The sequence below is a fragment of the Streptomyces sp. bgisy100 genome, assembly GCF_057709105.1.
Window position 1 is genome coordinate 1 of the sequence record NZ_JBYITE010000039.1, and the last position, 23,597, is coordinate 23,597.

Consider the following 23,597-nt stretch of genomic DNA (forward strand, 5'->3'; position numbering starts at 1 on the left):
CCCCCCCCCCCCCCCCCCCCCCCCCCCCCCCCCCCCCCCCCCCCCCCCCCCCCCCCCCCCCCGGCACAGGTCAACGCCCCCGCGTCCGTCAGACCCGGCCCCGGCACAGGTCAACGCCCCCGCGTCCGTCAGACCCGGCCCCGGCACAGGTCAACGCCCCCGCGTCCGTCAGACCCGGCCCGGGCACAGGTCAACGCTCCCGCACCCCCGTCAGGCCCGGCCCCGGCCGGCGCGGCACCCCGGCGAGGCCGCGACGCCGATCCGCACCGGGGTCCCGGCCACGCCGGAACCCCGTCGCCACTCCGGCCACGCCGGAACCCCGGTCCGGTCCGCCGGAACCCCGCGGCACAAGAACCCCGTCCCGCGGAGCGACAACCGCTACGCCCAGAGCTGGCCGTGCAGGTTCTCCACCGCCGCTTCCGTGGAATCGGCCGTGTAGACGCCGGTCGAGAGGTACTTCCAGCCGCCGTCGGCGACCACGAAGACGATGTCCGCCGGCTCGCCCGCCTTGACCGCCTTGCGGCCGACGCCGATCGCCGCGTGCAGGGCCGCGCCCGTCGAGACGCCCGCGAAGATGCCTTCCTGCTGGAGCAGTTCGCGGGTTCGCCGGACCGCGTCCTCGGAGCCGACCGAGAAGCGCGTGGTGAGGACGGACTCGTCGTAGAGCTCCGGGACGAAGCCCTCGTCGAGGTTGCGCAGCCCGTACACCAGGTCGTCGTAGCGCGGCTCGGCGGCGACGATGCTGATGCCCGGGACCTTCTCGCGGAGGTAGCGCCCGACGCCCATCAGGGTGCCGGTGGTGCCCAGGCCCGCGACGAAGTGGGTGACCGACGGGAGGTCCGCGTAGATCTCCGGGCCGGTGGTCGCGTAGTGGGCGCCCGCGTTGTCCGGGTTGCCGTACTGGTAGAGCATCACCCAGTCCGGGTGCTCGGCGGAGAGCTCCTTGGCGACCCGGACGGCCGTGTTGGAGCCGCCCGCCGCCGGGGAGGGGACGATCTCCGCGCCCCACATGGCGAGCAGCTCGCGGCGCTCGGACGAGGTGTTCTCGGGCATCACGCACACGATGCGGTAGCCCTTGAGCTTGGCGGCCATGGCGAGCGAGATGCCGGTGTTGCCGGAGGTGGGCTCGAGGATGGTGCAGCCGGGGGTCAACCGGCCGTCCTTCTCGGCCTGTTCGATCATGTGGAGGGCCGGCCGGTCCTTGACGGAGCCGGTCGGGTTGCGGTCCTCCAGTTTCGCCCAGATCCGGACGTCCGGGGACGGGGACAGCCGCGGCAGACGGACGAGCGGCGTGTTGCCGACCGCTGCCAGCGGGGAGTCGTACCGCATCAGCGCATGCCGCCCGCGACCGCCGGGAGGACGGTGACGCTGTCGCCGTCTGACAGCTTGGTGGAGATGCCGTCGAGGAAGCGGACGTCCTCGTCGTTGAGGTAGACGTTCACGAAGCGGCGCAGCTCACCGCCGTCGACCAGGCGCTCGCGGATGCCGGCGTGCCGCGACTCGAGGTCGGCGAAGAGCTCCTCGAGCGTGGCGCCGCTGGCCTCGACCACCTTCTGGCCGTCGGTGTAGCTGCGAAGGATGGTCGGGATGCGGACCTCGATGGCCATGAGTGGGCTCCTGTCGGAATGAAGCGGAGGGCGCGCGGCGTCCTTCGCCGGCGGCAGAGAGTGCTGAGGGCCGGCAGCGCGGCCTGACGGGGTCAGGCCGGGCGGCGGGCAGCGGTGTGCGGACACATCGCACTGGCGAGGCGGCACAGGTCGACGTGCAGCCGCGCCACGAGCAGCGTGCCCGGCGTCTTCTCGCTCACGTCGTGGACAACCATGGGGTCATCGTATCGATTCCCCGTCCGAGCTCCGGGATCCGATCCCAGGATCCGGACGTCGCTTTGGACACGTCCCGTGGGACCGGCCTGGGCTCAGTATGCCGTGACGATCTTCACGTTCTCTTCCGTGACCTCGCCCTCGACGATCCGGAAGGAGCGGAACTGCACGGGCCCCTCCTCGGCGCCGCTCTCGGCGGTGGAGACGAGGACGTAGTGGGCACCGGGCTCGCCCGCGTACGAGATGTCCGTGCGGGACGGGTACGCCTCGGTGGCGGTGTGCGAGTGGTAGATCACCACCGGCTCCTCGTCCCGGTCGTCCATCTCCCGGTAGAGCGCGAGCAGGTCGGTCGAGTCGAACTCGTAGAACGTGGGCGACCGGGCCGCGTTGAGCATGGGGACGAAGCGCTCGGGACGGTCGGACCCCTGCGGACCGGCGATCACACCGCACGCCTCGTCGGGGTGGTCGGCGCGGGCGTGCGCCACGATCCGGTCGTGGAGGTCCTGGGTGATGGTGAGCATGGCACGAGGATAAGCAGACGGCCCCCGGAGGAGATCCGGGGGCCGTCTGCTGAGACGCGTGCTACTTGGTGCTGTCCACCAGCGGGCGGTCGGCCTGGCCGCCGGGGCCGGGCAGGGTGCCGCGGCTGCGGAGGACCAGCCAGCCGATGCCGAGGACGACGGCCCAGCCGGCGCCGACGTACAGGGAGACCCGGGCCTCGCTGTCGTAGGCGATCAGACCGGTGACGAAGACCAGGAACAGCAGGGCGACCCAGCTGAACGCGGCACCGCCGGGAGCCGGGAAGGAGGACGCCGAGAGGCGGCCGGCCTTCACCGCGCGCCGGTACAGGATGTGGCTGACGAGGATCATCATCCAGGTCCAGATGCCCGCCGCGGTGGCCACCGAGGTGACGTAGGCGAAGGCCTTCTCCGGGACGACGTAGTTGAGGACGACGCCGATGCCCATGAGGGTGACGGAGAGGGCGATGCCGACGGCCGGGGTCTTGCGGGCGTTGAGCTTGCCGAAGACCTGCGGGGCCTCCTGGTTGGCGGCGAGGTCGCGCAGCATCCGGCCGGTGGAGTACATGCCGGAGTTGCAGGACGACAGGGCCGCGGTCAGCACGACGAAGTTCACGATGCCCGCGGCGAGCGGAATGCCGATCTCGCTGAACGCGTGCACGAAGGGGCTCTCACCCTCGGAGAACTCGGTCCACTTCACGACGGAGAGGATGACGGTGAGGGCACCGACGTAGAAGACGATGATGCGCCAGGGCAGGGTGTTGATCGCCTTGGGCAGGGTCTTCTCCGGGTTCTCGCTCTCACCGGCGGTGACGCCCACGAGCTCGACGGCCAGGTAGGCGAACATCACGCCCTGGAGGGTCATCAGGCTGGAGCCGATGCCGTTCGGGAAGATCCCGTGGTGCGACCAGAGGTTGCTGACCGAGGCGGTGTCACCGACCTGCGAGAAGCCGAGGGTGAGCACGCCGAGACCGATCACGATCATGCCGATGATCGCGGTGACCTTGACCATCGAGAACCAGAACTCGACCTCGCCGAAGAGCTTGACGGAGATCAGGTTGACGCCGAACAGCACCACGAGGAAGACCAGCGCGCTGACCCATTGCGGGATCGCGGGGAACCAGAAGTGGATATAGATGGCGGCGGCCGTGAGCTCGGCCATGCCGGTCACGACCCACATCAGCCAGTAGGTCCAGCCGGTGACATAACCGAAGAACGGGCCCAGGAACTCGCGGGCGTACTCCGCGAAGCTGCCGGACACCGGCCGGTAGAGGAGCAGCTCACCGAGCGCTCGCATGATGAAGAAGATGATGACGCCCGCCAGGGCGTACATGAGGATGATGCTGGGGCCGGCCTTGGCGATGTTCGCTCCGGCACCCATGAAGAGGCCGACGCCGATGGCGCCACCAATGGCGATCATCTGGACCTGGCGACTGCCCAGTCCGCGCTCGTAGCCCTCTTCGGAAGCTCCGTTGCCCGCGGTGCCCGCCTCAGCGGTACGGCTCGCGACCTGCTCAGAGGTCATGGATGGTGCGCCTTTCTCCATACCGATCCGGTCTGTCCGGATCGGGGTTCCGATCCCCCCGGATGGAGTCCTGCTACCGACGGTCGGCCGGCTGCGCCCCCGTCTCGCCATGGGTGGCGGCGTAGACGGCAGGTCGTGAAGATTTATCACGCCGCTAACACTGAACCGGCCGGTCAGATGTGGCACACACCACAAGAAAAAGGGGACAAAGATGCACCGGAAGGCCGAAAATCGATGGCCCTGGTGATGGGATCGTTATCCGGAATTGAGTGTCTACTGAGCGAACTCGCCGCGACACACCGCAAACGATCAGCTGAAACGGTCAGGGCAGCAGAGTTTCGACGAGCGACTCCTGGAGCCCGCCGAGCCAGAGGTAGGCCATGACCATCGGCTTGCGCGGATCGGAGTCCGGCAGCCGGTAGAACTCCTCGCCGTCGTCGTCCGAGACCTCCAGCCGGGCACCGATGGCCAGCCGCAGGTCGTTGAGGGCTCCCAGCCACTGCCGGGACTCGTCCGGGCCGAGCCCCAGGACGGCACCGCCGTCACCGGCCATGGTGAGGGCGTCGAGGGAACGGATGACGGCCAGGGCGTCGTCCCGCTTGCGGGCCCGCAGGTCGTTCTCCGTGTAGCGGCGGAACTCCGCGGAGAGGTCGCGCGCCTCGTCGTCGTCCGGCTTCACGTCCGGGCCGCCGTAGGCGTCGGGGAAGAGCCGGGCCAGCGCCGGGTCCTTCGGCGGTTCACTGGGACCCTCGGCGAACAGCGAGGCGAGCGGATCCTCGCCTTCGATGGGCTCGTCGCCGGGACCGACCAGCTCCAGCAGCTGGACGGCGAGGCTGCGCAGGATGGAGACCTCGACCTCGTCGAGCGCCACGGCCGCGCCCCCGCCGGGTACGGCTTCGAAGAGTCCGGACATCAGCGGTCCTGCTGGAGAGTCGCCCACAGGCCGTAGCCGTGCATGGCCTGCACGTCGCGTTCCATCTCCTCGCGGGTGCCGCTGGAGACGATCGCCCGTCCCTTGTGGTGCACGTCGAGCATCAGCTTGTGTGCCTTGTCCTTGGAGTAGCCGAAGTACGTCTGAAAGACATACGTCACGTAGCTCATGAGGTTGACCGGGTCGTTGTGCACGAGCGTCACCCACGGGACATCGGGTTCGGGCACCACGTCGGGTGCCTCGCTCGACTCGGGACGCTCGATTTCGACGGGTGCGACGCTCACGCGTCCATGCTGCCACCAGGGGTGGGGCATCGCATAAACCGGCCTCCGGGCGGCCCCGTTCCGCAGAAATCGTCAGAGTGACGAGTATGCGGGGTAGCATCCCAGCCATGAACACAGCGGACCTGGGGCTGCCGGTGGCCGTGCCGTCGACTGCGCTCTTCACCGATCAGTACGAACTGACGATGCTGCAAGCAGCGCTGAGAGCGGGCACCGCCGACCGCCGCTCCGTCTTCGAGGTCTTCACCCGCCGACTGCCCGAGGGGCGGCGCTACGGGGTCGTGGCGGGTACCGGCCGCGTACTGGACGCCGTCGAGAACTTCCGTTTCGACACCGACGTGCTGGACTTCCTCCGCAGCCGCGGCGTGGTCGACGAGCCGACGCTGCAGTGGCTGGCCGACTTCCGCTTCCGCGGCGACATCCAGGGCTACCCGGAGGGCGAGGTCTACTTCCCCGGCTCACCGCTGCTGCGGGTCGAGGGCAGCTTCGCCGAGGCCGTGCTGCTGGAGACGGTGATCCTCTCGATCCTCAACCACGACTCGGCGGTGGCCGCCGCGGCCTCCCGGATGTCGCTGGCCGCCGGGGTCCGGCAGCTGATCGAGATGGGCGCCCGGCGCACCCACGAGCTGGCCGCGGTCGCCGCCAGCCGCGCCGCGTACATCGGCGGCTTCCACTCCACCTCCGACCTCGCGGCCGGCTTCCGTTACGGCATCCCGACGGTCGGCACCAGCGCCCACGCCTTCACGCTGCTGCACGACAGCGAGCGGGACGCGTTCACCGCCCAGATCGAATCGCTCGGGCGGGGCACGACCCTGCTGGTGGACACCTACGACGTGGCCGAGGCCGTGCGGACCGCCGTGGAGCTGGCCGGGCCCGAGCTGGGCGCCGTCCGGATCGACTCGGGCGACCTGCTGCTGGTGGCGCACCGGGTGCGCCAGCAGCTGGACGCCCTCGGCGCCCGGGACACCCGGATCGTGGTCACCAGCGACCTGGACGAGTACGCGATCGCCTCGCTCGCCGCCGCCCCGGTGGACGCCTACGGCGTCGGCACCCAGCTGGTCACCGGCAGCGGCCACCCGACCTGCTCCATGGTCTACAAGCTGGTCGCCCGCGCCGAGTCCGCCGATCCGGCGGCCCCGCTGGTGCCGGTCGCGAAGAAGTCGCTGGGCGGGAAGACGTCGGTCGGCGGCCGCAAGTGGGCCGCCCGCCGGGTGGACGCGGACGGCGTGGCCATGGCCGAGGTGGTGGGCACCGGGGAGGTCCCCCCGGAGCTGGCCGGAAACGAGCTGCTGGTGGAGCTGCTCCGGGGCGGCGAGGTGCTCTCCCGCGAGCCGCTGGACACGGTCCGCGACCGGCACGCCCGGGTCCGGGAGACCCTGCCGCTGTCGGCCCGGCAGCTGTCCCGGGGCGAGCCGGTGCTGCCCACGGAGTACGTCTAGATCCCGCGCCAGGGGCCCGTCACGGGGCTCGGGCCGGGGCTCACCGCTCCGGCCCGGTCCCCCGACGGCGGGCTCCCGGGCCACGTCCGCTCCCCGTGCGGCGCCCAGGGGGAGCGGACGGCACGAATCCGGGCAGGCCCCGGGACGCGCGCCATGGTCAGGGACACCCCATGAGGGCGTCCGGCCCCCTCCCGCGGGGGCGTCCGAATCCCTACGCTCGGAAAGGCCGGGACAGGCCGGTCGACCGTGCGGTGGTCCGGGCGCCGGTTCCGGGAAGGGGCCCGGTCCGCCCCCGCCGTTCACCAGCCGAAGGGCACGCCATGCACCGGGCACTCATCGTCGTCGATGTGCAGAACGACTTCTGCGAGGGCGGCAGCCTCGCGGTCGCCGGCGGCGCCGACGTCGCCGCCGCCATCACCGACGTGATCGGAGCGTCGACCGCCGGTTACCGCCATGTCGTCGCGTCCCGCGACTTCCACATCGATCCGGGCGGTCACTTCTCCGAGCAGCCCGACTTCGAGCACTCCTGGCCCCCGCACTGCGTGGCGGGCACGAAGGGCAGCGCGTTCCACCCGAACTTCGCCCCGGCCGTCGCCTCGGGCGCGATCGCCGCGATCTTCGACAAGGGCGCGTACGCCTCGGCGTACAGCGGGTTCGAGGGCGTCGACGAGGACGGGACGACGCTGGCCGACTGGCTGCGGGCCCGGCACGTCAGCGAGGTCGACGTGGTCGGCATCGCGACCGACCACTGCGTCCGGGCCACCGCGCTGGACGCGGTCCGCGAGGGCTTCACCACGGGGGTGCTGCTCGATCTGACGGCCGGGGTGGCCCGGCACACCACCGAGCGGGCGCTGCGGGAGTTCCGCGCGGCGGGTGTGGAGCTCACGGGGCGGCCGGTGGTCTGACGCCCGCGGAGCCGGCCCCACCGGGGACCGGACAGACAGGCGCCACGGGGCCTCCGGGCCCGGACGTATGGGGCCCGAAGCGCCGGAGCCCGGAGCCCCGGGCCCTGAGCCGCCAGGTCCTGATGGGCCGGGGCGTGCATGGGCCGGGCCCTGCCGGGGCGGGGCCCGGCCTCCTAGAGCACCAGCGGTGCGGGCACCGCCGGGAAGGCCGGCAGGCTGCGCCCCTCCGGCGCCCGCGGCTCCGGCGCCGCGGGCTGGGCCGGCGGTCGCAGCAGGGTCCGGATCGGGTGCCAGGACTCCGTGTCGTCGTGCGGCGCGGCCCGCCACACGAGCCCGTCGGGGTGGTGCAGGACGGCCGTGACCTCGTCCGGCGTCGGCGGCGCGATGTTCCCCCGCAGGTACACCGAGCGCAGCCCGAGATTGCGCAGGCGGGTCAGGGCCCGCGCCCGGTTCGCGGCGTGCACGAGCACCCGGACCCGTACGGCCTCGCCGCAGGCACCCTCGCCCAGCGGGCGGGGCAGCGACAGCGCGACGACCACGCTGCCGCCCGGAAGCTTGATGAATCCTCCATCTGCCATGCGTTCGAAATCTCCCCCGTGAGTGGTCATGCGTGACGGTCGTGTCAATAAGAAGTTTGCCAGAGCATCTAAACGCGGATCGGCCGCCGCCCGCTAGAGGGCGACGGCCGATACCGTTCCGACCTGCGAAGATAGCGATCTACCGGGTCGAGGGCCCGACCTTCACCGTCATCGTCGACCCGTCGCGGGCCTCCTTGACGATCTTGATCTGGGTGTTGGTGTCAGGAACGACGACACCCGCGGTCGGGTTCGAGCGGTACCAGTAGGTCCCCTTGTGATCGTCGAAGACGGAGACACCCTTCTTCGACTTGATCTTGGTGGCCTTGCCGTCCTTGTGGATCTTGAACCCGTCCGAGGCGTACCGGCTGAAGGGCGAGTCGTACGCCTGGACGCGGTTGCGCAGCAGCGTCCCGTCGGCCCACTTCTCCGGCTTGGCGTGGGAGTCGACCGGCAGGATCAGCCCCTTGCCCGGGTGGACGCTGACGTTGTTGTCCGCCTGCGAGGTGTCCCAGAGCGAGACCAGCAGGCCGTTCTGGTACGGGTAGTGCTCCACCCAGTTCGGACGGGCGGTGGCCCAGCCGAAGTTGTACGGGCCGACCTTGAGGGTCTTGTCGTACGACACGTACTGGCGGTTCTCCGCGAGGTAGTACTGCGGGTACTTCTTGGTGAAGGTCTCGCCGATGCGCGAGAAGCCCTTCACGGCCCAGCCGTTGTCGTCGGCCTCGGCGCCGTCGGTGAACAGCGGGGAGCCGTCCGCCACCACGCTGATCTCGTCGGCCGCGAAGCCCTTCTGCGCCGCGCCGCCGTCGGTCTGGTAGCGGAAGCGGAGGTCGATCTTCTTGCCCGCGTAGGCGTCCAGCGGGTAGACGACGTCCTTGTAGGCCCCGGAGACACCGGTCAGCGCCGGCTTGTCACCGCCGTCGCGCGGAATGGCCTTGCCGTCCGCCGTGCCGTCCACGGGCGTCCAGTTGGCGCCGCCGTCGGTCGACACCTCGGCGTAGAGGTAGTCGTAGTTCTCCTCGATGTCCCACCAGCCCTTGAGGTTCAGGGCGGCCTTGGACTTGCCCGTCAGGTCGACCGAGCGGGTGAGGGTGTTCTTGAGGTCGTTGCCCATGTCGCTCCACCACTGCTTGGCGCCCTCGGTGGGCTTCGCCACGGTGGTGGTCTCGGACTTGGACGGCAGGTTGACGACGAGCGCCTGCTTGTTGCGGGTGTTGTACTCCGCGACCCCCAGCTTGTGGGTGGACTTCTTCGCCGCCTTGGCCTTGCCGTAGTTCAGCCAGCCCAGCTGCAGCTTGTCCCAGGCGCTCATGTCGCCCGGCAGGTCGCCGATCTCCTTCTTGCCGGTGCCCAGCCAGGAGCCCGAGGACATCAGGGACCAGAAACCGACGGACGACTCGCCCTTGCCCGTGGTGTCGTAGAGGTCCGGCAGGCCCAGGTCGTGGCCGTACTCGTGGGCGTAGACCCCGAGGCCGCCGTTCTCCGGCTGCATCGTGTAGTCGCCGACCCAGATGCCGGTGTCACCGATCTGGGTGCCGCCGGACTTGTTGGCGGAGGGGCCGGTCTTGCCCGCGTCCGTGCCGTACGCGTACCAGCGGTGCGCCCACAGCGCCGTCTCGCCCTGGACGCCGCCGCCCGCCGACTCGTCCTCGCCCGCGTGCACGAGCTGGAAGTGGTCGATGTAGCCGTCGGACTCGTTGAAGTTGCCGTCACCGTCGAAGTCGTAACGGTCCCACTTGTCGTACTTGGCGAGCTGCGCCTTGATCTGGGCGGGGGTCCGTCCGGCGGCCTTCTGGTCGGCGGCCCACTGGTTGACGCCGTCACGCACCGCGTCCCAGACGTTGGGGCAGTTGGTGTCGCCGCAGTAGTTCGAGCCGTACCGGCCCTCGTTCCACTTGACCTTCACCCAGTCGGAGACCTCGCCGTCGACCGAGTACCGGCCGGAGGAGGCCTTCTCGTAGTACTTCTTCAGGGACTGCTTCTTCTTCGCCTTGGAGAAGTAGAGGTCCTGGAAGTGCTTGCGGTCGTAGTCCTTGCGCCAGGCGGTGCTGTTGTCGTCGGCGCGGTCCGGCTTCGCGATCTTGTTGTGCTTCGGGCCGGGCGTCCCGCCGTACTTCTTGACGGCCGGCTTCGGGCCGTCCGCGCCGTCCGGGTCGTACATCGTGGTGTTGTCGACCTTGTTGCCGAACTCCACGAGGATCGTGAAGATCTTGTCGGTCCGCTCCCGGCCCAGCTCGACGTACTTGTTCTTGTCGAGCTTGACGACCTGCGAGGAACCGCGCTTCTCGGCCCGCGCGTCTCCGGCGAGGATCTGCTTGAGCGCTTCCTCGCGCTGAGCCTTCTGCTTCTCGCTGAACGGGCCTTCCAGGTCGTGGTCGACCTGCCCCCTCGCCGACGCCGGGTCAAGGCGCTCGACTCCGCCGGTCGGCCGGTCATCGGCCTGCGCGGCGCCCGCTGACAGAGCTGCTGCTCCGAGCGCGGCGACCGCGGTTGCCAGGGCGGCGGATCTGATGGTCCTCCGGTGGCTGCTCACGTGGCGCTGTCCTCCCCGGGTGTTCCCCCAAAAAAGCTTCTTCTGGGGGGCATTGGACCGGAGTGACGACAGAAAAGACAGATCTTGACTTGAACACGCCATGCACATACGTTGAGCGGTTCTCATCTTCCGGACATCGGACAGATGTCCGTCGGGTGAACGTCGCGGCCCCCGGTCACCCGGCCCCACCTCGGGCAACGCGGTTCCGGCAGACGGAAGGAACAGGCGCGTCCGTCTCGCCTGTTGAAATACGGAATGACTCCGTGCGCCCCCTGTGCACCGGCACCGTGTGTAAGGTCACGCTTAGTACCGGATCCGCTCGGGCAGACAGCAACTGGAGTCACAGGACGGCGCGAGCTCGGCGTCCACCCCGGGCCCAGCGGCCGGTGACTCCGCCAACCCCGACACTGTCCCGAGGACGGAACTCCGCGATGCCGCGTCCGACTCTCGCCCAGCTCGCCTACGGTTCGGCCACCGTCGTCTTCGCGACCCTGGCCATGCTGCTGCTCTTCCGGACCGGTTCGGCCCTGGGGGTGACCCTCGCCGCCGTCGTGGGCCTGGCCCTCGGCCTGCTGGTGGCCACGACCGTCGCGGCGCCCCGCCGCCCGGCCCGGCCCGTGGCGCAGCCGCCCGCCGGCCACCCCATGGGCTCCGCCCCGGCCACCACGCACCGGGCCCGGGTCCCCCGGCCGCGGCACCACCCGAAGGCGGGCTCCCGGCTGGAGGGCCACTCGGTCCGCCGCTGAGGGCGGGGCGCGGGCTCAGGATCGGGCTCGGGCTCGGGCTCGGGCTCGGGCTCAGGATCGGGATCGGGCTCGGGTGACGAGCCCGCTTCCGGGGCCGGGCGCGACCGGAACAAGGCCCGGGTGACGCTCACTTCCGGGGGCACACGGCCGGAACAGGGCCCGGGTGACGCTCACTTCCGATGCGGGCGCAGCCGGAACGGGCTCGGGTCCGAGCCCGTTTCCCGGCCGGGGCTCAGGTGACCGCCACCACCACGGTCTTGGCCGCCTTGTCGTGCAGACACTGCTGATACGGCTTGTCCCAGGTGCAGTTCAGCACGTTGACCAGCCAGAAGATGAAGCCGCAGCAGGGCACGAACTCGGGCAGGGTGTAGACGGCGGCGCGGATCCAGCCGACCGATCCGGCCGGGATCCCGCCGTTCTCCAGCAGGGCGACCCGGATGTTCATGAGCTTCTTGCCCACGGTCTGGCCGGAGTTGCTCAGCATCAGCCCCTCGTAGATGAAGTACACGAGCATGACCGTGCCCTGGACGGTGGCCGATCGGCCGGTGTCGTCGGGGTCCGTGGGGTCGTAGCCGCCGACGATCAAGCTCATGATCACGCCGACCGGGATGGCGATGAGCAGCCCGTCGATGATCCGGGCGAGCAGCCGTTTGCCGCGGTTGGCGAGCGGGGGCATTCCGGCGAGCGGATCGACGCCGGAGCCCGAGCCATAGGGATCGCCGCCGTACGGACCACCGCCCGGCCCGCCGCCGTAGGGGCTTCCGCCGCCCGGGGCTCCGCTGTACGGGCCGCCGCCCTGGCCTCCGCCGTACGGACCGCCCGCGCCGCCGGGCGGAGGGGGCGGCGGGGTACCGCCACCCCACGCACCGCCGGAGCCGTCCGCGGGCGGGGGCTGCGGCCCCTTCCGGAACCGGTCGTCGTCCGGCGGCTCACCGGACCCGGGCGACGGCTGATCGCTGCTCATGGCCCCCAGTCGACCCCGGCCGGGGAGGCTCCGCAGCCCGGAACGAGCCGTTCGGGGGACCGGGCGGGGACCGGACGGCTCAGGGGACTGGGCAGCTCAAGGGACCGGACGGCTCAAGGGACCGGGCAGCTCAGGGGACCGGACGGCTCAGAGGCCCGGACGGCTCGGAGGTCCGGGCGCTGTGCCCGGCCGGGTCGCACGGCCCCGGCGCCGCACCTCGCCGCGTTGCCGGAGCGCAGCGGTGGCCCCACGGCCAGGGCTCTGCGGCAGCTTGCGACGCCCGGCACCGGACCACAACGACCTACCGGGTGCCCACAGCGCCGGAACCCCTCAGTCCTGTCCGCCCGTTCCGGCCACGAACGTGCGGGCCGCCTTGTCGTGCCAGCACTGCCGCCACGGGCGGTCGAAGAGGCACCAGAGCACATTGACGATCCCGACGGCCAGGACGCCGAGCAGGCCGTAGAGCAGCCAGCGGCGCAGGGCGCCGCCGAAGGACGGGGAGTCGTGGGTCTCGATGTCCAGCACTTGCACCCCGCAGAGCCGCTTGCCCACGGTGCGGCCCCACTTGGCCACCGGCAGCGCCTCGTAGAGCACCCCCGCGACGAGCAGCACGCCCAGGACCGCGCCGAAGTACCCGGCCGTGGTGCCGTCGACCAGCCAGACGGTCACCGTCTCACCGGTCAGCCGGGCCTTCTCCAGCTTGTCGTCGATGTGGCCGAGGGCGAGGGAGATCAGCGGAACGGCGGCGGCCGCCACCACACCGCCCAGGAGGACGGTGTCGATCAGCCGGGCCGCGAACCGGCGGCCGAGCGGGGCCGGTCGGGCCGACGCCTGGGCCTGGGCGGCCCGGAGGAAGGGGTCGTCGACCGGCGGCCGCCACGGGATGACCCCCTCGGCACCGCCCTGGCCCGCACCGCCCTGGCCCGGGAGGCCCTGCCCCTGCGCCGCGCCCGCGGCGGCCTGGTCCGGGGTGGCGAGCCGGTGCACCTGCTGCGCCCAGGACGGCTGCCCGCCGCCGGGGCCCTGGGTGACCGGCGACTGCGGGGCGGCGGGGCCGGTCCCCGGCGCCTGCTGCTGCGCGGGGACGGACGGCTGATGCGGCGTCGGGGCGGAGGGGGAGGCCGGGGTCTGCTGCGGGGGCACGGACTGGGCCGAGGGGGCCCTCTCCGGCTGGGCGGACGCGGCCTGGCCGGTGGCCGACGGAGCCTCCGGGCCCGGCTGGGGCGGGATCGCGTCGATCCGCTCCCGCGCGGCACCGGGCCGGGCGGCGCGGATGGTCAGGGTGCCGTCCTTGCGGTCCGCCCCGGACGACGCCCCCCGCTCGCCGGCGTCGGCGCGCAGGGTCATCGTGCCGTCGTGCCGGTCCCGCCCCGCCGGTCCGGAACCGGTGCGCGCGCCCAGCTGCACGGTCGCCGACGGGCCCTGACGGTCCGTGGTCCCGGCCGGCGCTCCCCCGGCCGCTTCCGGGGACCGGCCCGACGGCTCGTTACGGTCGGCGGAACCGGCGCCGGCCCGGGCGTCCGCCGGCTGCTCCGGATCCTGGGGCGGGCCGAACGCGCCGGAGACGGGCCGGCCGACGTCCTGCGCCGCACCGCCGGCCCCCACACTCTCGCCCCCCACACCCCCGGGAGCGGCGCCGGGGCCGTCGCCGACGGAGGGCGCCGCGCCGTACGCACCGGGGGTGTCCGCGGACTCCGCGCCCCAGGAGATGCGGCGCTCCTGCTCCGCGCCGAACCCGGTCTGCCGGGAGGCGTCCGCCTGCCAGGCGGAGGCGGGTTCACTGCGGGAACCGGCCGGCTGGGACGTCCCGTCCGGGGCGCCGGAGCCGGTCTCCGGCAGGGAGCCGGCGGAGGACGCCGCCAGGGCCGGGTCCTCGTCGAGGAACACCGGGCCGGACTCCTCCATCGACATGCTCCGGTCCCCCGGGACGGCGCCCGGCGCGGCAACGGCAGGCGTGGCGGCGGCCGGTGCTCCGGGCGTCTCCTCGCCGTCCTTCGGCGCGGGACGGCTCGTGCCCGGCACCCAGGACGAGCCGTTCCAGTACCGGATGTAGCTGGGAATGGACGGGTCCGGGTAGTACCCGGGGCTGGGGCTGCCGTCGGCGGATCCTGAGGTTGGCGCGCTCATTGACCGTTTCCCGTCGTTCTGCTCGTCCGTGCTGTGCGGTTGGGCAGGAGCAGTGTGCCGCACACGCGCGGTGTGGGTGTAGCGCGCTCCACCGCTGCCCGGAGGCGCACGGGGCCGGAGCGCAGTGTCCACACATACCAGACCCGTCCGTCCGGCGCTCCAATCCCCGGTTACCGCCACGACGGCCGGGCGGAGCCGGGAGAATCCGTGGGCGTGCCCGCGGAACCACCGCCGACGCCGGGGCTCCTGCGCCGTGTGTCCGGGGGGTACGCGCTCCGCGCCGCTCACCGCCGGGGACGCACATCGGGGGAGAAGCGGGGCACGAGAACGGAGCCGGGCGGGCCGTCCGCGGCACCGCCCGGTCACCACCGGCGTCCGCCCGGCACGTGTTCCGGCGGGTTTCGCGAAGTCGCGTCATGAATGCCGAGGTGCGGTGTCTCACCGTGTGCGGGCCCGTCGCGAGGGCCGCCGCCCCAGGAAAGGACGACGTCATGCACACCGTGGTGGAACGAGAGTTGGAGCTGGACCTGGTCCTGTCACCCGAGCGCAGCATTCCGGTACCGGCCCGGCTGATCTACCGGACGGAGGATCCGTATGCCGTGCGCATCACCTTCCACATCGGCTCGGACTCCCCCGTCACCTGGACGTTCGCCCGGGATCTGCTGATCGAGGGGGTGTTCCGGCTCTCCGGTGAGGGGGATGTCCGGGTCTGGCCGACGAAGATCGACGGACGGAGCGTCGTCTGCATGCTGCTGTCCTCCCCCGACGGTGACGCGCTGCTGGAGGCCCCGGCCGGTGCGGTGTCGGCGTGGCTGGAACGGACCCTGCGCCTGGTGCCGCCCGCGGCGGAGGGCGAGCGGCTGGCCATCGACGACGAGCTGGAGGCCCTGCTGGCCCCGGCGGTCCCGGAGGAGGCCCGGCTACGGGAGCTCCGGCCCGCCGACGAGCCGCCGGAGACGCCCGCGGGGGCCTGAGCCGGGGACGACGCGGGCCGGGCAGGAGGCCCGGAAGGGGGACGAGGGGAGCCGGGACCGGAGAAAGCGACCGGGGGTGAGGACGGGGGTCGGGGATCGGGGGTCGGGGGTACGGCCAGGGGCTGCGGCCGGGGGCACAGGCGGGCCCCGACGGTTGGCCCCGGGGGATGAGGGGGTGGCCCGGGCCGGGCGCCGGGCAGTGCGTCAGAGACGGTGCGCCGGAAGAGGCGGGGCGTCAGAAGAGCTTGCCCGGGTTGAGCAGGCCGAGCGGGTCGAAGGTGTTCTTGATGCCCCGCTGGAGCTCCAGGCCGACCGGGCCGATCTCCCGGGCGAGCCACTCCTTCTTCAGCACGCCGACGCCGTGCTCGCCGGTGATCGTGCCGCCGAGTTCGAGACCGAGGGCCATGATCGCGTCGAACGACTCGCGGGCGCGCCGTGACTCGTCCGGGTCGGCGGCGTCGAAGCAGACGACGGGGTGGGTGTTGCCGTCGCCCGCGTGGGCGCAGACCCCGACCGTCAGGCCGTACCGGTCGCCGATCGCGGCGGTGCCCTCCAGCATCTCCGCGAGCCGGGACCGGGGCACGCAGACGTCGTCGATCATGGTGGCGGTGCCGATCCGCTCCAGGGCGGTGAGGGCGAGGCGCCGGGCCTGGAGGAGGAGTTCGGACTCGGCGGTGTCGTCGGCCGGTACGACCTCGGTGGCCCCGGCCTCCTCGCAGATCTTCCCGACCGCCGCCAGCTCGCTCGACGGATCGGGGGTGTCGAAGGCGGCGAGCAGCAGCGCCTCGGTGGTCTCCGGCAGTCCCATGTCGGCCATCGCGTTGACCGCGCGGAGCGTGGTGCGGTCCATGAGTTCGAGGAGGGAAGGGCCGTGGCCGTCGGCCATGATGCGGCAGACCGCGTCGCAGGCGGCGGCCGTGCTGGGGAACTCGGCGGCGAGCGCGAGCTGCGGCGGCGGGGTGGGCTTCAGGGCCAGCACGGCCCGGACGACGATGCCGAGGCTGCCCTCGGAGCCGACGAACAGCCGCGTCAGGTCGTAGCCGGCGACGCCCTTGGCGGTGCGGCGGCCGGTGGTCAGCAGCCGCCCGTCGGCGAGCACGACCTCGAGGCCGAGCACGTACTCGGCGGTGACGCCGTACTTCACGCAGCACAGGCCGCCGGACGCGGTGCCGATGTTGCCGCCGATGGTGCACTGTTCCCAACTGCTCGGGTCCGGCGGGTAGTAGAGGCCGTGCTCGCCGACGGCCCGGGAGAGCGCCGCGTTGACCACGCCGGGCTCGACGACGGCGGTCCGGTCGACGGGGTTGATCTCCAGGATCCGGTCCATCTTGACCAGGGAGAGCACGATGCACCCGTCGGAGGCGTTGGCCGCGCCGGAGAGCCCGGTGCGCGCGCCCTGGGGGACGACGGGGACGCGCAGGGCCGTGGCGGTGCGCATCACGTGCTGGACCTGCTCGACACTGCGGGGCAGGACGACGACGGCGGGGACGCCCGCGTCGCAGAAGGACGCCATGTCGTTGCTGTAGGCGGCGGTGACGTCGGGGTCGGTCAGCAGAGCTTCGTCGGGGAGGCCGTCCCGGAGCAGATCCATCAGCTGGTCCATGAGGTCCAGCGTCGCATTTGCGTGCTCCGCTGGGAAGATCGACACCTCTCGGCGCCGGGCGGGATCCGGCCCGGCCGTGACCTCGACCGTGGCCGGATACGGGGAGACGTCGCGGGACGGGCCCGGCGCCCCGGCCCGGTTCCGGTGCTCACGGGGCCGCCGCGGTGGTCCTGGGGTCCGCTGCGGTGCTCGTGGGGTCCGTGCGGTGCCCGTGGAGTCCGCCGCGGTGCTCCTGGGCTCCCGCTGCGGTGCTCCTGGAAGCGGTGGCCCCGCTTCCAGGAGCGCTCGGGGCCGGAAGCCTCGGCTCAGGCCCGGCCCAAGGGCTCGGGCCAAGGGCCCGAACTCAGGGGCTCGGGTTCAGGGGCTGGGGTTCAGGGGCGGGGTTCAGGGGCTGGGTTCAGGGGCTGGGGCTCACGGCCCCGGGCTCACGGCCCCGGGCTCAGCGGAGCCGGATCCGGCTCCGGGGCCTCCTTGTAGTAGAGGGAGTACTTCCGGCCGCCGACCGGCCCCGAGGCGTACCCCATGCACAGCCGCGGCCGGGGAGTGTGCAGCACCGCCAGGCCCTCCGGCTCGCGCGCCAGCAGCACGTCGACCGAGCGGGTCCGCAGCTCCTGGATGACTCCCCCACTGCTCAGGTCCATGCAGTACAGGCGCCCGTTGATGCCGACCTCCTCGGAATCGGGGTCGTCGGGGTCCCGGAAGGCGCCGATCACCTGATAGGCGTAGTCGCCGTACAGCGTCATGCCCTGGAACGGGAGGCCGAGCTCGGCGCCCGGCTGGGGGAAGTCGACGATCGGGCGGTAGCTGCCGCGCCGGAAGAGGTCGAAGTCGTAGACGGCGAAGCGCACCCCGTCGGCCCGGCGGTAGCGCAGCAGCAGCCGCCGGCCGTGCAGGTCGATGGCGGCCGAGTTGCTGATGGAGCCGGGCTGCGGGCGGTGGATGGCGACCCCGGGGTCGGAGCAGTGCAGGATCGTGTTCTCGGCGTAGCGGTAACGGCCGATGCCGCGGGCGTGCCCGGTCTGGGGGTCGGCGTCGCACTCGGTCCACAGCGCGAACCGGCCGCTCCCGAGCGGCTCGACGCCCATCGCGCTGCCGTGCCCGAAGCCCTTGAGGTACATGTGGCCCAGCACGTCGCCGTCCATGGAGAGCCGGTTGAGGCACAGGTCCCCGGACCGGGTCCGCTCGGCGTGGGTGTACGCGCGGGGCTCGCCCGGCAGCTGGACTCCGCCGCGGATCACCTGGAGGGCGTAGATGTGCCGGTTGTCCTCGTCGAAGGCGAAGGACTGGAGCACCGTCGTCTGCTGCAGCCGCTTCTCGTGGATCCAGCGGGTGGCGGCCCCGCTCAGGTCGAACGGCCGGTCGGGGGCGGCCGGTGCCCGGCCGGCGCCGCGGACGGGCCGTCCGGTGGCGGACGGCCCGTCGAGCGGCGCGGTGCCGGTCCCGGTGGCCGCGTACGCCGGTGACGCCCCGAGCGCGGACGCCACCACCGCGCCGCCGCCGAGCCGGAGCACGGACCTGCGGGTGGGCCGAAGTGGTGATGTGTCTTCCTGTCGCATCGGAACACTGTCGGAGGTACCGGGACGCGGCCGGAACGAAGGCGGACGGCGGGGTCGCGAAGTTCATCCGTACGGGGTCCGTTCCGCCCGGCGTCCGTGTCACGGCGGTGGTGTCCCACGGCGCCCGGCCGGTGCCCGCGCCCGGCGCACGGCGGCGCGTCGGCCCGGAGCCGCCCGCCCCGCCGTCGGGCCGCCCCCGCCGTCGGTTCAGCGGCGCCCGAGGGAACGGCGACGCACCGCGGCCCCACGGGTCAGGTTCCGTGGGGCCGCTGGGGCCACCCCCGCGCGAGCGGGAGCGTGCGGGCGGTCCAGGGGCCGGTTCGGATCAGGCAGGATCCGGACCACAGCCCCGGCGCCGCCGGGCGTGTCACAGGTTGCCGCGCTTCTCCTGCTCCCGCTCGATCGCCTCGAACAGCGCCTTGAAGTTGCCCTTGCCGAAGCCCATGGAACCGTGCCGCTCGATCATCTCGAAGAAGACGGTGGGGCGGTCCTGAACGGGCTTGGTGAAGATCTGCAACAGGTAGCCGTCCTCGTCGCGGTCGGCGAGGATCTTCAGCTCGCGCAGCGTCTCCAGCGGCACCCGGGTGTCGCCGACCCACTCGCCGAGGGTGTCGTAGTAGGAGTCGGGGGTGTCGAGGAACTGCACCCCGGCCGCCCGCATGGCCCGTACGGTCGCCACGATGTCGTTGGTGGCCAGCGCGATGTGCTGGACGCCCGGGCCGCCGTAGAACTCCAGGTACTCGTCGATCTGCGACTTCTTCTTCGCCACGGCGGGCTCGTTGAGCGGGAACTTCACCTTGCGGGTGCCGTCCGCCACGACCTTCGACATGAGCGCGGAGTACTCGGTGGCGATGTCGTCGCCCACGAACTCCTTCATGTTGGTGAAGCCCATGACCTTGTTGTAGAAGCCGACCCACTCGTCCATCCGGCCGAGCTCGACATTGCCGACGCAGTGGTCGATGGCCTGGAAACGGCGGGGGCCGGGCTCGACGATCGGCTCGGCCGCGACATAGCCGGGCAGGTACGGACCCCGGTAGTCACCGCGCTCCACCAGGGTGTGGCGGGTCCTGCCGTAGGTGGCGATGGCGGCGAGGACGACGGTGCCGTGCTCGTCCTTCACCTCGTGCGGCTCGTCCAGGCCGGTGGCGCCGTGCTCCACCGCGTAGGCGTAGGCGGCGCGGGCGTCCGGCACCTCGATCGCCAGGTCGATCACGCCGTCGCCGTGCGCGGCGACATGCTCGGCGAGGAACCGCCCGTGGTCGGAGACGGGCTTGATGACGGAGGTGAACACGAACCGGGCGCCCCCGGACTCCAGCACGTAACTGGCGGTCTCCCGGCTGCCGTTCTCCGGGCCGGAGTACGCCACGCGCTTCATGCCGAACGCCGTGGAGTAGTAGTGGGCGGCCTGCTTGGCGTTGCCGACCGCGAAGACGACCGCGTCCATCCCCTTCACCGGGAAGGGGTCGGCCTGACGTGCGCCCTCTTCGGTCGATCCGGCAGGGCGGTGATCGATGGTCTCAGTCATATCCGCAGGCTCCCCCCGAACCACAAGGTGCGCAATAGTTGGGGATTCCGCTGCACACTGTGTACAGCCGAACCAGGGTTCCGCCGGTCGGTCTGTACATGATGACCATCGGGAGGCGTGACGCATGGGGATCGACGGACTGGACGGGCGGCTGATCGAGCTGCTCGCGGTGGAGCCCCGTATCGGGGTCCTGGAGGCGTCCCGCCGGCTCGGCGTGGCCCGGGGCACGGTTCAGGCCAGGCTGGACCGGCTTCAGGCCAATGGGGTGATCCGCGGCTTCGGGCCGGAGGTGGACCCGGCGGCCCTGGGCTATCCGGTGACGGCGTTCGCCACCCTGGAGATCAAGCAGGGGCAAGGCGCCGACGTGCGGACCCACTTGGCGACCGTGCCGGAGGTGCTGGAGCTGCACACCACCACCGGCCACGGCGACATGCTCTGCCGGCTGGTGGCCCGCTCCAATGCCGACCTACAACGTGTCATCGACCGGGTTGTGGGCTTTGATGGCATCGTGCGAGCCTCGACTGCCATCGTGATGGAGAACCCGGTACCGCTACGGATCATCCCGCTGGTGCGCCAGGCGTCGGAGGACCGCCCCTGAGCCGAGCAGGACGGAGGGCCCGGATGTGAGCTTCTGGGAGTACCTCGGAAACCGCCACGAGCAACTGCTGGTGGACGCGTACCAGCACGCCAGCGCGGTGTTCCAGTGCATGGTGCTCGCCACGCTGATCGGAGTGCTGATCGGTGTGCTGACCTACACCTCCGAGTGGGCCGGGAACCTCGCCATCACCTCGACGGCGACCGTTCTCACCGTGCCCTCGCTGGCCATGATCGGCCTGCTGGTGCCGGTCGTCGGCCTGGGCGTCGCCCCGACCGTCATCGCGCTCACCCTGTACGGGCTGCTGCCGGTGGTGCGCAACTGCATCGTCGGGCTGCGCGGCGTCGACCCGTCGCTGGTGGAGTCGGCCCGGGGCATCGGCATGTCCCGCACCGCCCGCCTCCTGCGGGTCGAACTCCCGCTGGCCTGGCCGCCCATCCTCACCGGCATCCGGGTGGCGACGCAGATGCTGATGGGCATCGCCGCCATCGCCGCGTTCGCCTCCGGCCCGGGGCTGGGGAACCTGATCTTCCGGGGGATCTCCAGCCTGGGCAGCGCCAACGCGCTGAACGAGGTGCTGTCCGGGACGCTCGGGATCGTCGTGCTCGCCCTGCTCTTCGACGCCGCGTACGTCCTCATCGGACGTCTCACCATCTCGAGGGGAATCCGTGCCTGAACCCGCGGTCACCGGTGCCACGATCGAGCTGGAGCAGCTCACCAAGCGCTATCCGGGAGGTTCGGTCCCCGCGGTCGACGGCGTCGATCTGCACATCAACGCCGGGGAGATCGTGATCCTGGTCGGCCCGTCCGGCTGCGGCAAGAGCACCCTGCTGAAGATGATCAACCGGCTGATCGAGCCGACGTCCGGCCGGATCCGGATCGGCGGGGAGGACGTCACGGGCATCGACCCGGTACGGCTGCGCCGCACGATCGGCTACGCCATCCAGGCGTCGGGGCTGTTCCCGCACATGACGGTGGCCGAGAACATCGCGCTCGTCCCCCGCATGGTGGGCTGGCCGAAGGCGAAGGTGAAGGACCGCGTCGAGGAGATGCTCGACCTGGTCGGCCTGGACCCGGGCGAGTTCCGCGGCCGCTATCCGCGCCGGCTCTCCGGCGGCCAGCAGCAGCGCGTCGGGGTGGCCCGGGCGCTGGCGGCGGATCCGCCGGTGCTGCTGATGGACGAGCCGTTCGGCGCGGTCGACCCGATCACCCGCGACCACCTCCAGGACGAGCTGATCCGGCTCCAGCACGAACTGCACAAGACGATCGTCTTCGTCACCCATGACTTCGACGAGGCGATCAAGCTGGGCGACCGGATCGCGGTGCTGCGCGAGCAGTCGCACATCGCCCAGTTCGACACCCCGGAGGCGATCCTCACCAACCCGGCCGACGACTTCGTCTCCGGCTTCGTCGGCGCCGGGGCGGCACTCAAACGGCTCAACCTCACCCGGGTGCGGGACGTGGAGATCGCCGACTTCCCCACCGTCACGGTCGACGACCCGCTGGACACCATCCTGGAGCGGCTCCAGTCGGGCAACACCAACGAACTGCTGCTGCTGGACCAGCGGGGACGGCCGTACAAGTGGCTGCGGCGCGGCGACCTGATGCGCGCCCAGGGCTCGCTGGCCCGCGCCGGGGCGCTGATCCAGGACACGGTGACCCGGGACGCGACCCTCCACGACGCCCTGGAGGCGGTGCTGGTGGACAGCAGCGGCCGGGTCGCGGTGACCGGGCGGCGCGGCGAGTACGCCGGGGTGGTCGACATGGAGACGCTGCTCAACACGGTGCACGAGATGCTGGAGGCGGACCGGCTGGCCGCGATGGAACCGCCGGACGAGCGGCGGGCGTCGGAGGCGGAACGTTCCGGCGGTGGGGGGTCGCAGGCGGAACGTTCCGGCAGTGGGGGGTCGGGGGCGGAACGTTCCGGCAGTGGGGGGTCGGGGGCGGAACGTTCCGGCAGTGGGGGGTCGGGGGGCGGCGGTTCCGGTTCCGGGGAGTCCGGTTCCGGAGAGCCGGGGTCCGGCGAACCGGGTGCCGCTGCCGCCGGGCCACGGGCCGACGCCCCCGGCCGGGAGGGCCGCGGCGGGTCCGTCGCCCCGCCGGAGGAGCCGTCGTGAGCCCGGGGACCACCGCGCCGGCCGCCCAGGACGAGATCGAGACCGGAATGGTCGGCCAGGACCGGGTCCCGGCCCGGCTCACCTGGCAGAAGCTGGTGATCATCCCGGCCTTCGTGGTCGTCGCCGTCGGCGCCACCGCGCTCTGGCTGAGCAACGTCCACCTGGACTCGATCGCCCGGAACTCCCTGAGCCTGGAGATCGTCCGCACCGCGCTCTGGCAGCAGATCAAGCTGGTCGCCATCTCCACGTTCTTCGTGCTGATCATCGCGATTCCGCTGGGGATCGCCCTGACCCGCAAGGCGCTGCGCCGGGCCTCGCCGGTGGTGACCGCGCTCGCCAACATCGGCCAGGCGACCCCGGCCCTCGGCCTGTTGGCGCTGCTGGTGATCTGGCTCGGGATCGGTCAGCGGTCGGCGCTGATCGGCATCATCATCTACGCGATCCTGCCCGTCCTCAGCAACACCATGGCCGGGCTGAAGGCCATCGACCCGACGCTCGTGGACGCGGCGCGCGGCATCGGGATGTCACCGCTGGGCGTCCTGACGCGGGTCGAACTCCCGCTGGCCGTCCCGCTGATCCTGGCCGGCGTACGCACCGCCCTGGTGCTCAACGTCGGCACCGCGACCCTCGCCACGTTCGGCGGGGGCGGCGGCCTCGGGGACCTGATCGCGGCCGGCATCACCAATCAGCGGATGCCGGTGCTGGTGCTGGGCTCGGTCCTGACCGTGGCGCTGGCGCTGATGGTGGACTGGCTGGCCAACCTCGCCGAGGTCCTGCTGCGGCCGCGCGGCCTGGAGGTGGGGTGAGGATGCGCCGGACGAGGACGATGCGCCGGGTGAAGATGCGCCAGAAGAGGACGA

General features: G+C 71.9%; 21 protein-coding genes and 1 pseudogene. 8 read left to right on the top strand and 14 right to left on the bottom strand.

Translation table 11 applies throughout. The features are described 5' to 3' along the window. Positions 1 to 378 precede the first annotated feature (378 nt). From AC3EQ1_RS23080 to clpS, 7 genes are all read right to left on the bottom strand, one after another. On the bottom strand, positions 379 to 1,329 hold the full coding sequence (locus AC3EQ1_RS23080) for a PLP-dependent cysteine synthase family protein (protein ID WP_432096249.1): 951 nt from the start codon (positions 1,327 to 1,329) through the stop codon (positions 379 to 381). Then, positions 1,329 to 1,607, bottom strand: a complete 279-nt coding sequence (locus AC3EQ1_RS23085; RefSeq protein ID WP_432096250.1) for a MoaD/ThiS family protein — start codon at positions 1,605 to 1,607, stop codon at positions 1,329 to 1,331. The genes AC3EQ1_RS23080 and AC3EQ1_RS23085 overlap by 1 nt, the downstream gene beginning before the upstream one ends. A 92-nt stretch (positions 1,608 to 1,699) precedes the next feature. Continuing rightward, complete coding sequence (locus AC3EQ1_RS23090; protein ID WP_351512765.1) at positions 1,700 to 1,822, bottom strand: putative leader peptide; 123 nt, start codon at positions 1,820 to 1,822, stop codon at positions 1,700 to 1,702. Between the two features lie 93 nt (positions 1,823 to 1,915). After that, the gene (locus AC3EQ1_RS23095; RefSeq protein ID WP_432096251.1) at positions 1,916 to 2,341 is read right to left on the bottom strand and encodes a M67 family metallopeptidase; all 426 of its coding nucleotides are present in this window, start codon (positions 2,339 to 2,341) and stop codon (positions 1,916 to 1,918) included. 61 nt (positions 2,342 to 2,402) lie between these two features. Then, positions 2,403 to 3,863 (bottom strand): amino acid permease, encoded by a 1,461-nt coding sequence (locus AC3EQ1_RS23100; RefSeq protein WP_432096252.1) that lies wholly within the window; start codon positions 3,861 to 3,863, stop codon positions 2,403 to 2,405. A gap of 322 nt (positions 3,864 to 4,185) precedes the next feature. Beyond that, positions 4,186 to 4,776, bottom strand: a complete 591-nt coding sequence (locus AC3EQ1_RS23105; protein ID WP_432096253.1) for a DUF2017 domain-containing protein — start codon at positions 4,774 to 4,776, stop codon at positions 4,186 to 4,188. Further along, positions 4,776 to 5,108, bottom strand: coding sequence for an ATP-dependent Clp protease adapter ClpS (clpS, locus tag AC3EQ1_RS23110; RefSeq protein WP_351512757.1), 333 nt, complete (start codon positions 5,106 to 5,108; stop codon positions 4,776 to 4,778). The genes AC3EQ1_RS23105 and clpS overlap by 1 nt, the downstream gene beginning before the upstream one ends. Before the next feature lie 77 nt (positions 5,109 to 5,185). On the opposite strand from clpS, the gene AC3EQ1_RS23115 reads away from it, so the two are divergent. Both AC3EQ1_RS23115 and AC3EQ1_RS23120 read left to right on the top strand, forming a co-directional pair. Continuing rightward, a complete protein-coding gene (locus tag AC3EQ1_RS23115; RefSeq protein ID WP_432096254.1) occupies positions 5,186 to 6,514 on the top strand; it encodes a nicotinate phosphoribosyltransferase in 1,329 nt (442 codons plus the stop codon). Between the two features lie 320 nt (positions 6,515 to 6,834). Next, entirely contained in the window at positions 6,835 to 7,419 is a 585-nt protein-coding gene (locus AC3EQ1_RS23120) for an isochorismatase family protein (protein WP_432096255.1), read from the top strand. Positions 7,420 to 7,676: 257 nt separating this feature from the next. Here the strand turns inward: AC3EQ1_RS23120 and AC3EQ1_RS23125 are convergent. Together AC3EQ1_RS23125 and AC3EQ1_RS23130 are read right to left on the bottom strand one after the other, a co-directional pair. Next, positions 7,677 to 7,997, bottom strand: a pseudogene (locus AC3EQ1_RS23125) (hypothetical protein); the annotation flags it as partial. Between the two features lie 139 nt (positions 7,998 to 8,136). Continuing rightward, complete coding sequence (locus AC3EQ1_RS23130; RefSeq protein ID WP_432096256.1) at positions 8,137 to 10,530, bottom strand: immune inhibitor A domain-containing protein; 2,394 nt, start codon at positions 10,528 to 10,530, stop codon at positions 8,137 to 8,139. A 431-nt stretch (positions 10,531 to 10,961) separates the two neighbouring features. Here AC3EQ1_RS23130 and AC3EQ1_RS23135 point away from each other — a divergent pair, with 431 nt between their 5' ends. Beyond that, positions 10,962 to 11,276, top strand: coding sequence for a hypothetical protein (locus tag AC3EQ1_RS23135; RefSeq protein WP_432096257.1), 315 nt, complete (start codon positions 10,962 to 10,964; stop codon positions 11,274 to 11,276). A gap of 232 nt (positions 11,277 to 11,508) precedes the next feature. Here the strand turns inward: AC3EQ1_RS23135 and AC3EQ1_RS23140 are convergent, their stop codons facing one another. Together AC3EQ1_RS23140 and AC3EQ1_RS23145 are read right to left on the bottom strand one after the other, a co-directional pair. After that, positions 11,509 to 12,240 (bottom strand): RDD family protein, encoded by a 732-nt coding sequence (locus AC3EQ1_RS23140; RefSeq protein ID WP_432096258.1) that lies wholly within the window; start codon positions 12,238 to 12,240, stop codon positions 11,509 to 11,511. 330 nt (positions 12,241 to 12,570) lie between these two features. After that, on the bottom strand, positions 12,571 to 14,367 hold the full coding sequence (locus AC3EQ1_RS23145; RefSeq protein ID WP_432096259.1) for an RDD family protein: 1,797 nt from the start codon (positions 14,365 to 14,367) through the stop codon (positions 12,571 to 12,573). A gap of 491 nt (positions 14,368 to 14,858) precedes the next feature. On the opposite strand from AC3EQ1_RS23145, the gene AC3EQ1_RS23150 reads away from it, so the two are divergent. After that, entirely contained in the window at positions 14,859 to 15,341 is a 483-nt protein-coding gene (locus tag AC3EQ1_RS23150) for an SsgA family sporulation/cell division regulator (RefSeq protein WP_432096260.1), read from the top strand. 235 nt (positions 15,342 to 15,576) lie between these two features. Here AC3EQ1_RS23150 and AC3EQ1_RS23155 read toward each other — a convergent pair whose 3' ends face one another. The 3 genes from AC3EQ1_RS23155 to hppD form a co-directional block, all read right to left on the bottom strand. Continuing rightward, on the bottom strand, positions 15,577 to 16,944 hold the full coding sequence (locus tag AC3EQ1_RS23155; RefSeq protein ID WP_432096261.1) for an FAD-binding oxidoreductase: 1,368 nt from the start codon (positions 16,942 to 16,944) through the stop codon (positions 15,577 to 15,579). A gap of 425 nt (positions 16,945 to 17,369) precedes the next feature. Then, positions 17,370 to 18,500 carry a phage baseplate protein gene (locus AC3EQ1_RS23160; protein WP_432096262.1) on the bottom strand — a complete coding sequence of 377 codons (1,131 nt, stop codon included), beginning with the start codon at positions 18,498 to 18,500 and terminating at the stop codon, positions 17,370 to 17,372. Positions 18,501 to 18,867: 367 nt separating this feature from the next. Beyond that, on the bottom strand, positions 18,868 to 20,025 hold the full coding sequence (gene hppD, locus AC3EQ1_RS23165) for a 4-hydroxyphenylpyruvate dioxygenase (protein WP_432096263.1): 1,158 nt from the start codon (positions 20,023 to 20,025) through the stop codon (positions 18,868 to 18,870). A 124-nt stretch (positions 20,026 to 20,149) separates the two neighbouring features. Here hppD and AC3EQ1_RS23170 point away from each other — a divergent pair, with 124 nt between their 5' ends. Genes AC3EQ1_RS23170 through AC3EQ1_RS23185 form a run of 4 tightly spaced genes read left to right on the top strand, consistent with a single transcriptional unit; the run spans position 20,150 to position 23,543 of the window. After that, on the top strand, positions 20,150 to 20,623 hold the full coding sequence (locus AC3EQ1_RS23170; RefSeq protein WP_432096264.1) for an Lrp/AsnC family transcriptional regulator: 474 nt from the start codon (positions 20,150 to 20,152) through the stop codon (positions 20,621 to 20,623). Between the two features lie 25 nt (positions 20,624 to 20,648). After that, entirely contained in the window at positions 20,649 to 21,296 is a 648-nt protein-coding gene (locus AC3EQ1_RS23175) for an ABC transporter permease (RefSeq protein ID WP_432096265.1), read from the top strand. Then, a complete protein-coding gene (locus tag AC3EQ1_RS23180) occupies positions 21,289 to 22,737 on the top strand; it encodes a betaine/proline/choline family ABC transporter ATP-binding protein (RefSeq protein WP_432096266.1) in 1,449 nt (482 codons plus the stop codon). The genes AC3EQ1_RS23175 and AC3EQ1_RS23180 overlap by 8 nt, the downstream gene beginning before the upstream one ends. Before the next feature lie 47 nt (positions 22,738 to 22,784). After that, complete coding sequence (locus AC3EQ1_RS23185) at positions 22,785 to 23,543, top strand: ABC transporter permease (RefSeq protein ID WP_432096293.1); 759 nt, start codon at positions 22,785 to 22,787, stop codon at positions 23,541 to 23,543. Positions 23,544 to 23,597 lie beyond the last annotated feature (54 nt).

What these genes read in the sequence shown, in the direction of transcription:
- AC3EQ1_RS23145 (WP_432096259.1), bottom strand. Translation starts at nt 14,367, where the DNA reads ATGAGCGCGCCAACCTCAGGATCCGCCGACGGCAGCCCCAGCCCCGGG.
- AC3EQ1_RS23150 (WP_432096260.1), top strand. Translation starts at nt 14,859, where the DNA reads ATGCACACCGTGGTGGAACGAGAGTTGGAGCTGGACCTGGTCCTGTCA.
- AC3EQ1_RS23085 (WP_432096250.1), bottom strand. Translation starts at nt 1,607, where the DNA reads ATGGCCATCGAGGTCCGCATCCCGACCATCCTTCGCAGCTACACCGAC.
- hppD (WP_432096263.1), bottom strand. Translation starts at nt 20,025, where the DNA reads ATGACTGAGACCATCGATCACCGCCCTGCCGGATCGACCGAAGAGGGC.
- clpS (WP_351512757.1), bottom strand. Translation starts at nt 5,108, where the DNA reads ATGCCCCACCCCTGGTGGCAGCATGGACGCGTGAGCGTCGCACCCGTC.
- AC3EQ1_RS23115 (WP_432096254.1), top strand. Translation starts at nt 5,186, where the DNA reads ATGAACACAGCGGACCTGGGGCTGCCGGTGGCCGTGCCGTCGACTGCG.
- AC3EQ1_RS23155 (WP_432096261.1), bottom strand. Translation starts at nt 16,944, where the DNA reads ATGGACCAGCTGATGGATCTGCTCCGGGACGGCCTCCCCGACGAAGCT.
- AC3EQ1_RS23080 (WP_432096249.1), bottom strand. Translation starts at nt 1,329, where the DNA reads ATGCGGTACGACTCCCCGCTGGCAGCGGTCGGCAACACGCCGCTCGTC.
- AC3EQ1_RS23095 (WP_432096251.1), bottom strand. Translation starts at nt 2,341, where the DNA reads ATGCTCACCATCACCCAGGACCTCCACGACCGGATCGTGGCGCACGCC.
- AC3EQ1_RS23140 (WP_432096258.1), bottom strand. Translation starts at nt 12,240, where the DNA reads ATGAGCAGCGATCAGCCGTCGCCCGGGTCCGGTGAGCCGCCGGACGAC.
- AC3EQ1_RS23135 (WP_432096257.1), top strand. Translation starts at nt 10,962, where the DNA reads ATGCCGCGTCCGACTCTCGCCCAGCTCGCCTACGGTTCGGCCACCGTC.
- AC3EQ1_RS23100 (WP_432096252.1), bottom strand. Translation starts at nt 3,863, where the DNA reads ATGACCTCTGAGCAGGTCGCGAGCCGTACCGCTGAGGCGGGCACCGCG.
- AC3EQ1_RS23185 (WP_432096293.1), top strand. Translation starts at nt 22,785, where the DNA reads ATGGTCGGCCAGGACCGGGTCCCGGCCCGGCTCACCTGGCAGAAGCTG.
- AC3EQ1_RS23105 (WP_432096253.1), bottom strand. Translation starts at nt 4,776, where the DNA reads ATGTCCGGACTCTTCGAAGCCGTACCCGGCGGGGGCGCGGCCGTGGCG.
- AC3EQ1_RS23090 (WP_351512765.1), bottom strand. Translation starts at nt 1,822, where the DNA reads ATGGTTGTCCACGACGTGAGCGAGAAGACGCCGGGCACGCTGCTCGTG.
- AC3EQ1_RS23170 (WP_432096264.1), top strand. Translation starts at nt 20,150, where the DNA reads ATGGGGATCGACGGACTGGACGGGCGGCTGATCGAGCTGCTCGCGGTG.
- AC3EQ1_RS23120 (WP_432096255.1), top strand. Translation starts at nt 6,835, where the DNA reads ATGCACCGGGCACTCATCGTCGTCGATGTGCAGAACGACTTCTGCGAG.
- AC3EQ1_RS23160 (WP_432096262.1), bottom strand. Translation starts at nt 18,500, where the DNA reads ATGCGACAGGAAGACACATCACCACTTCGGCCCACCCGCAGGTCCGTG.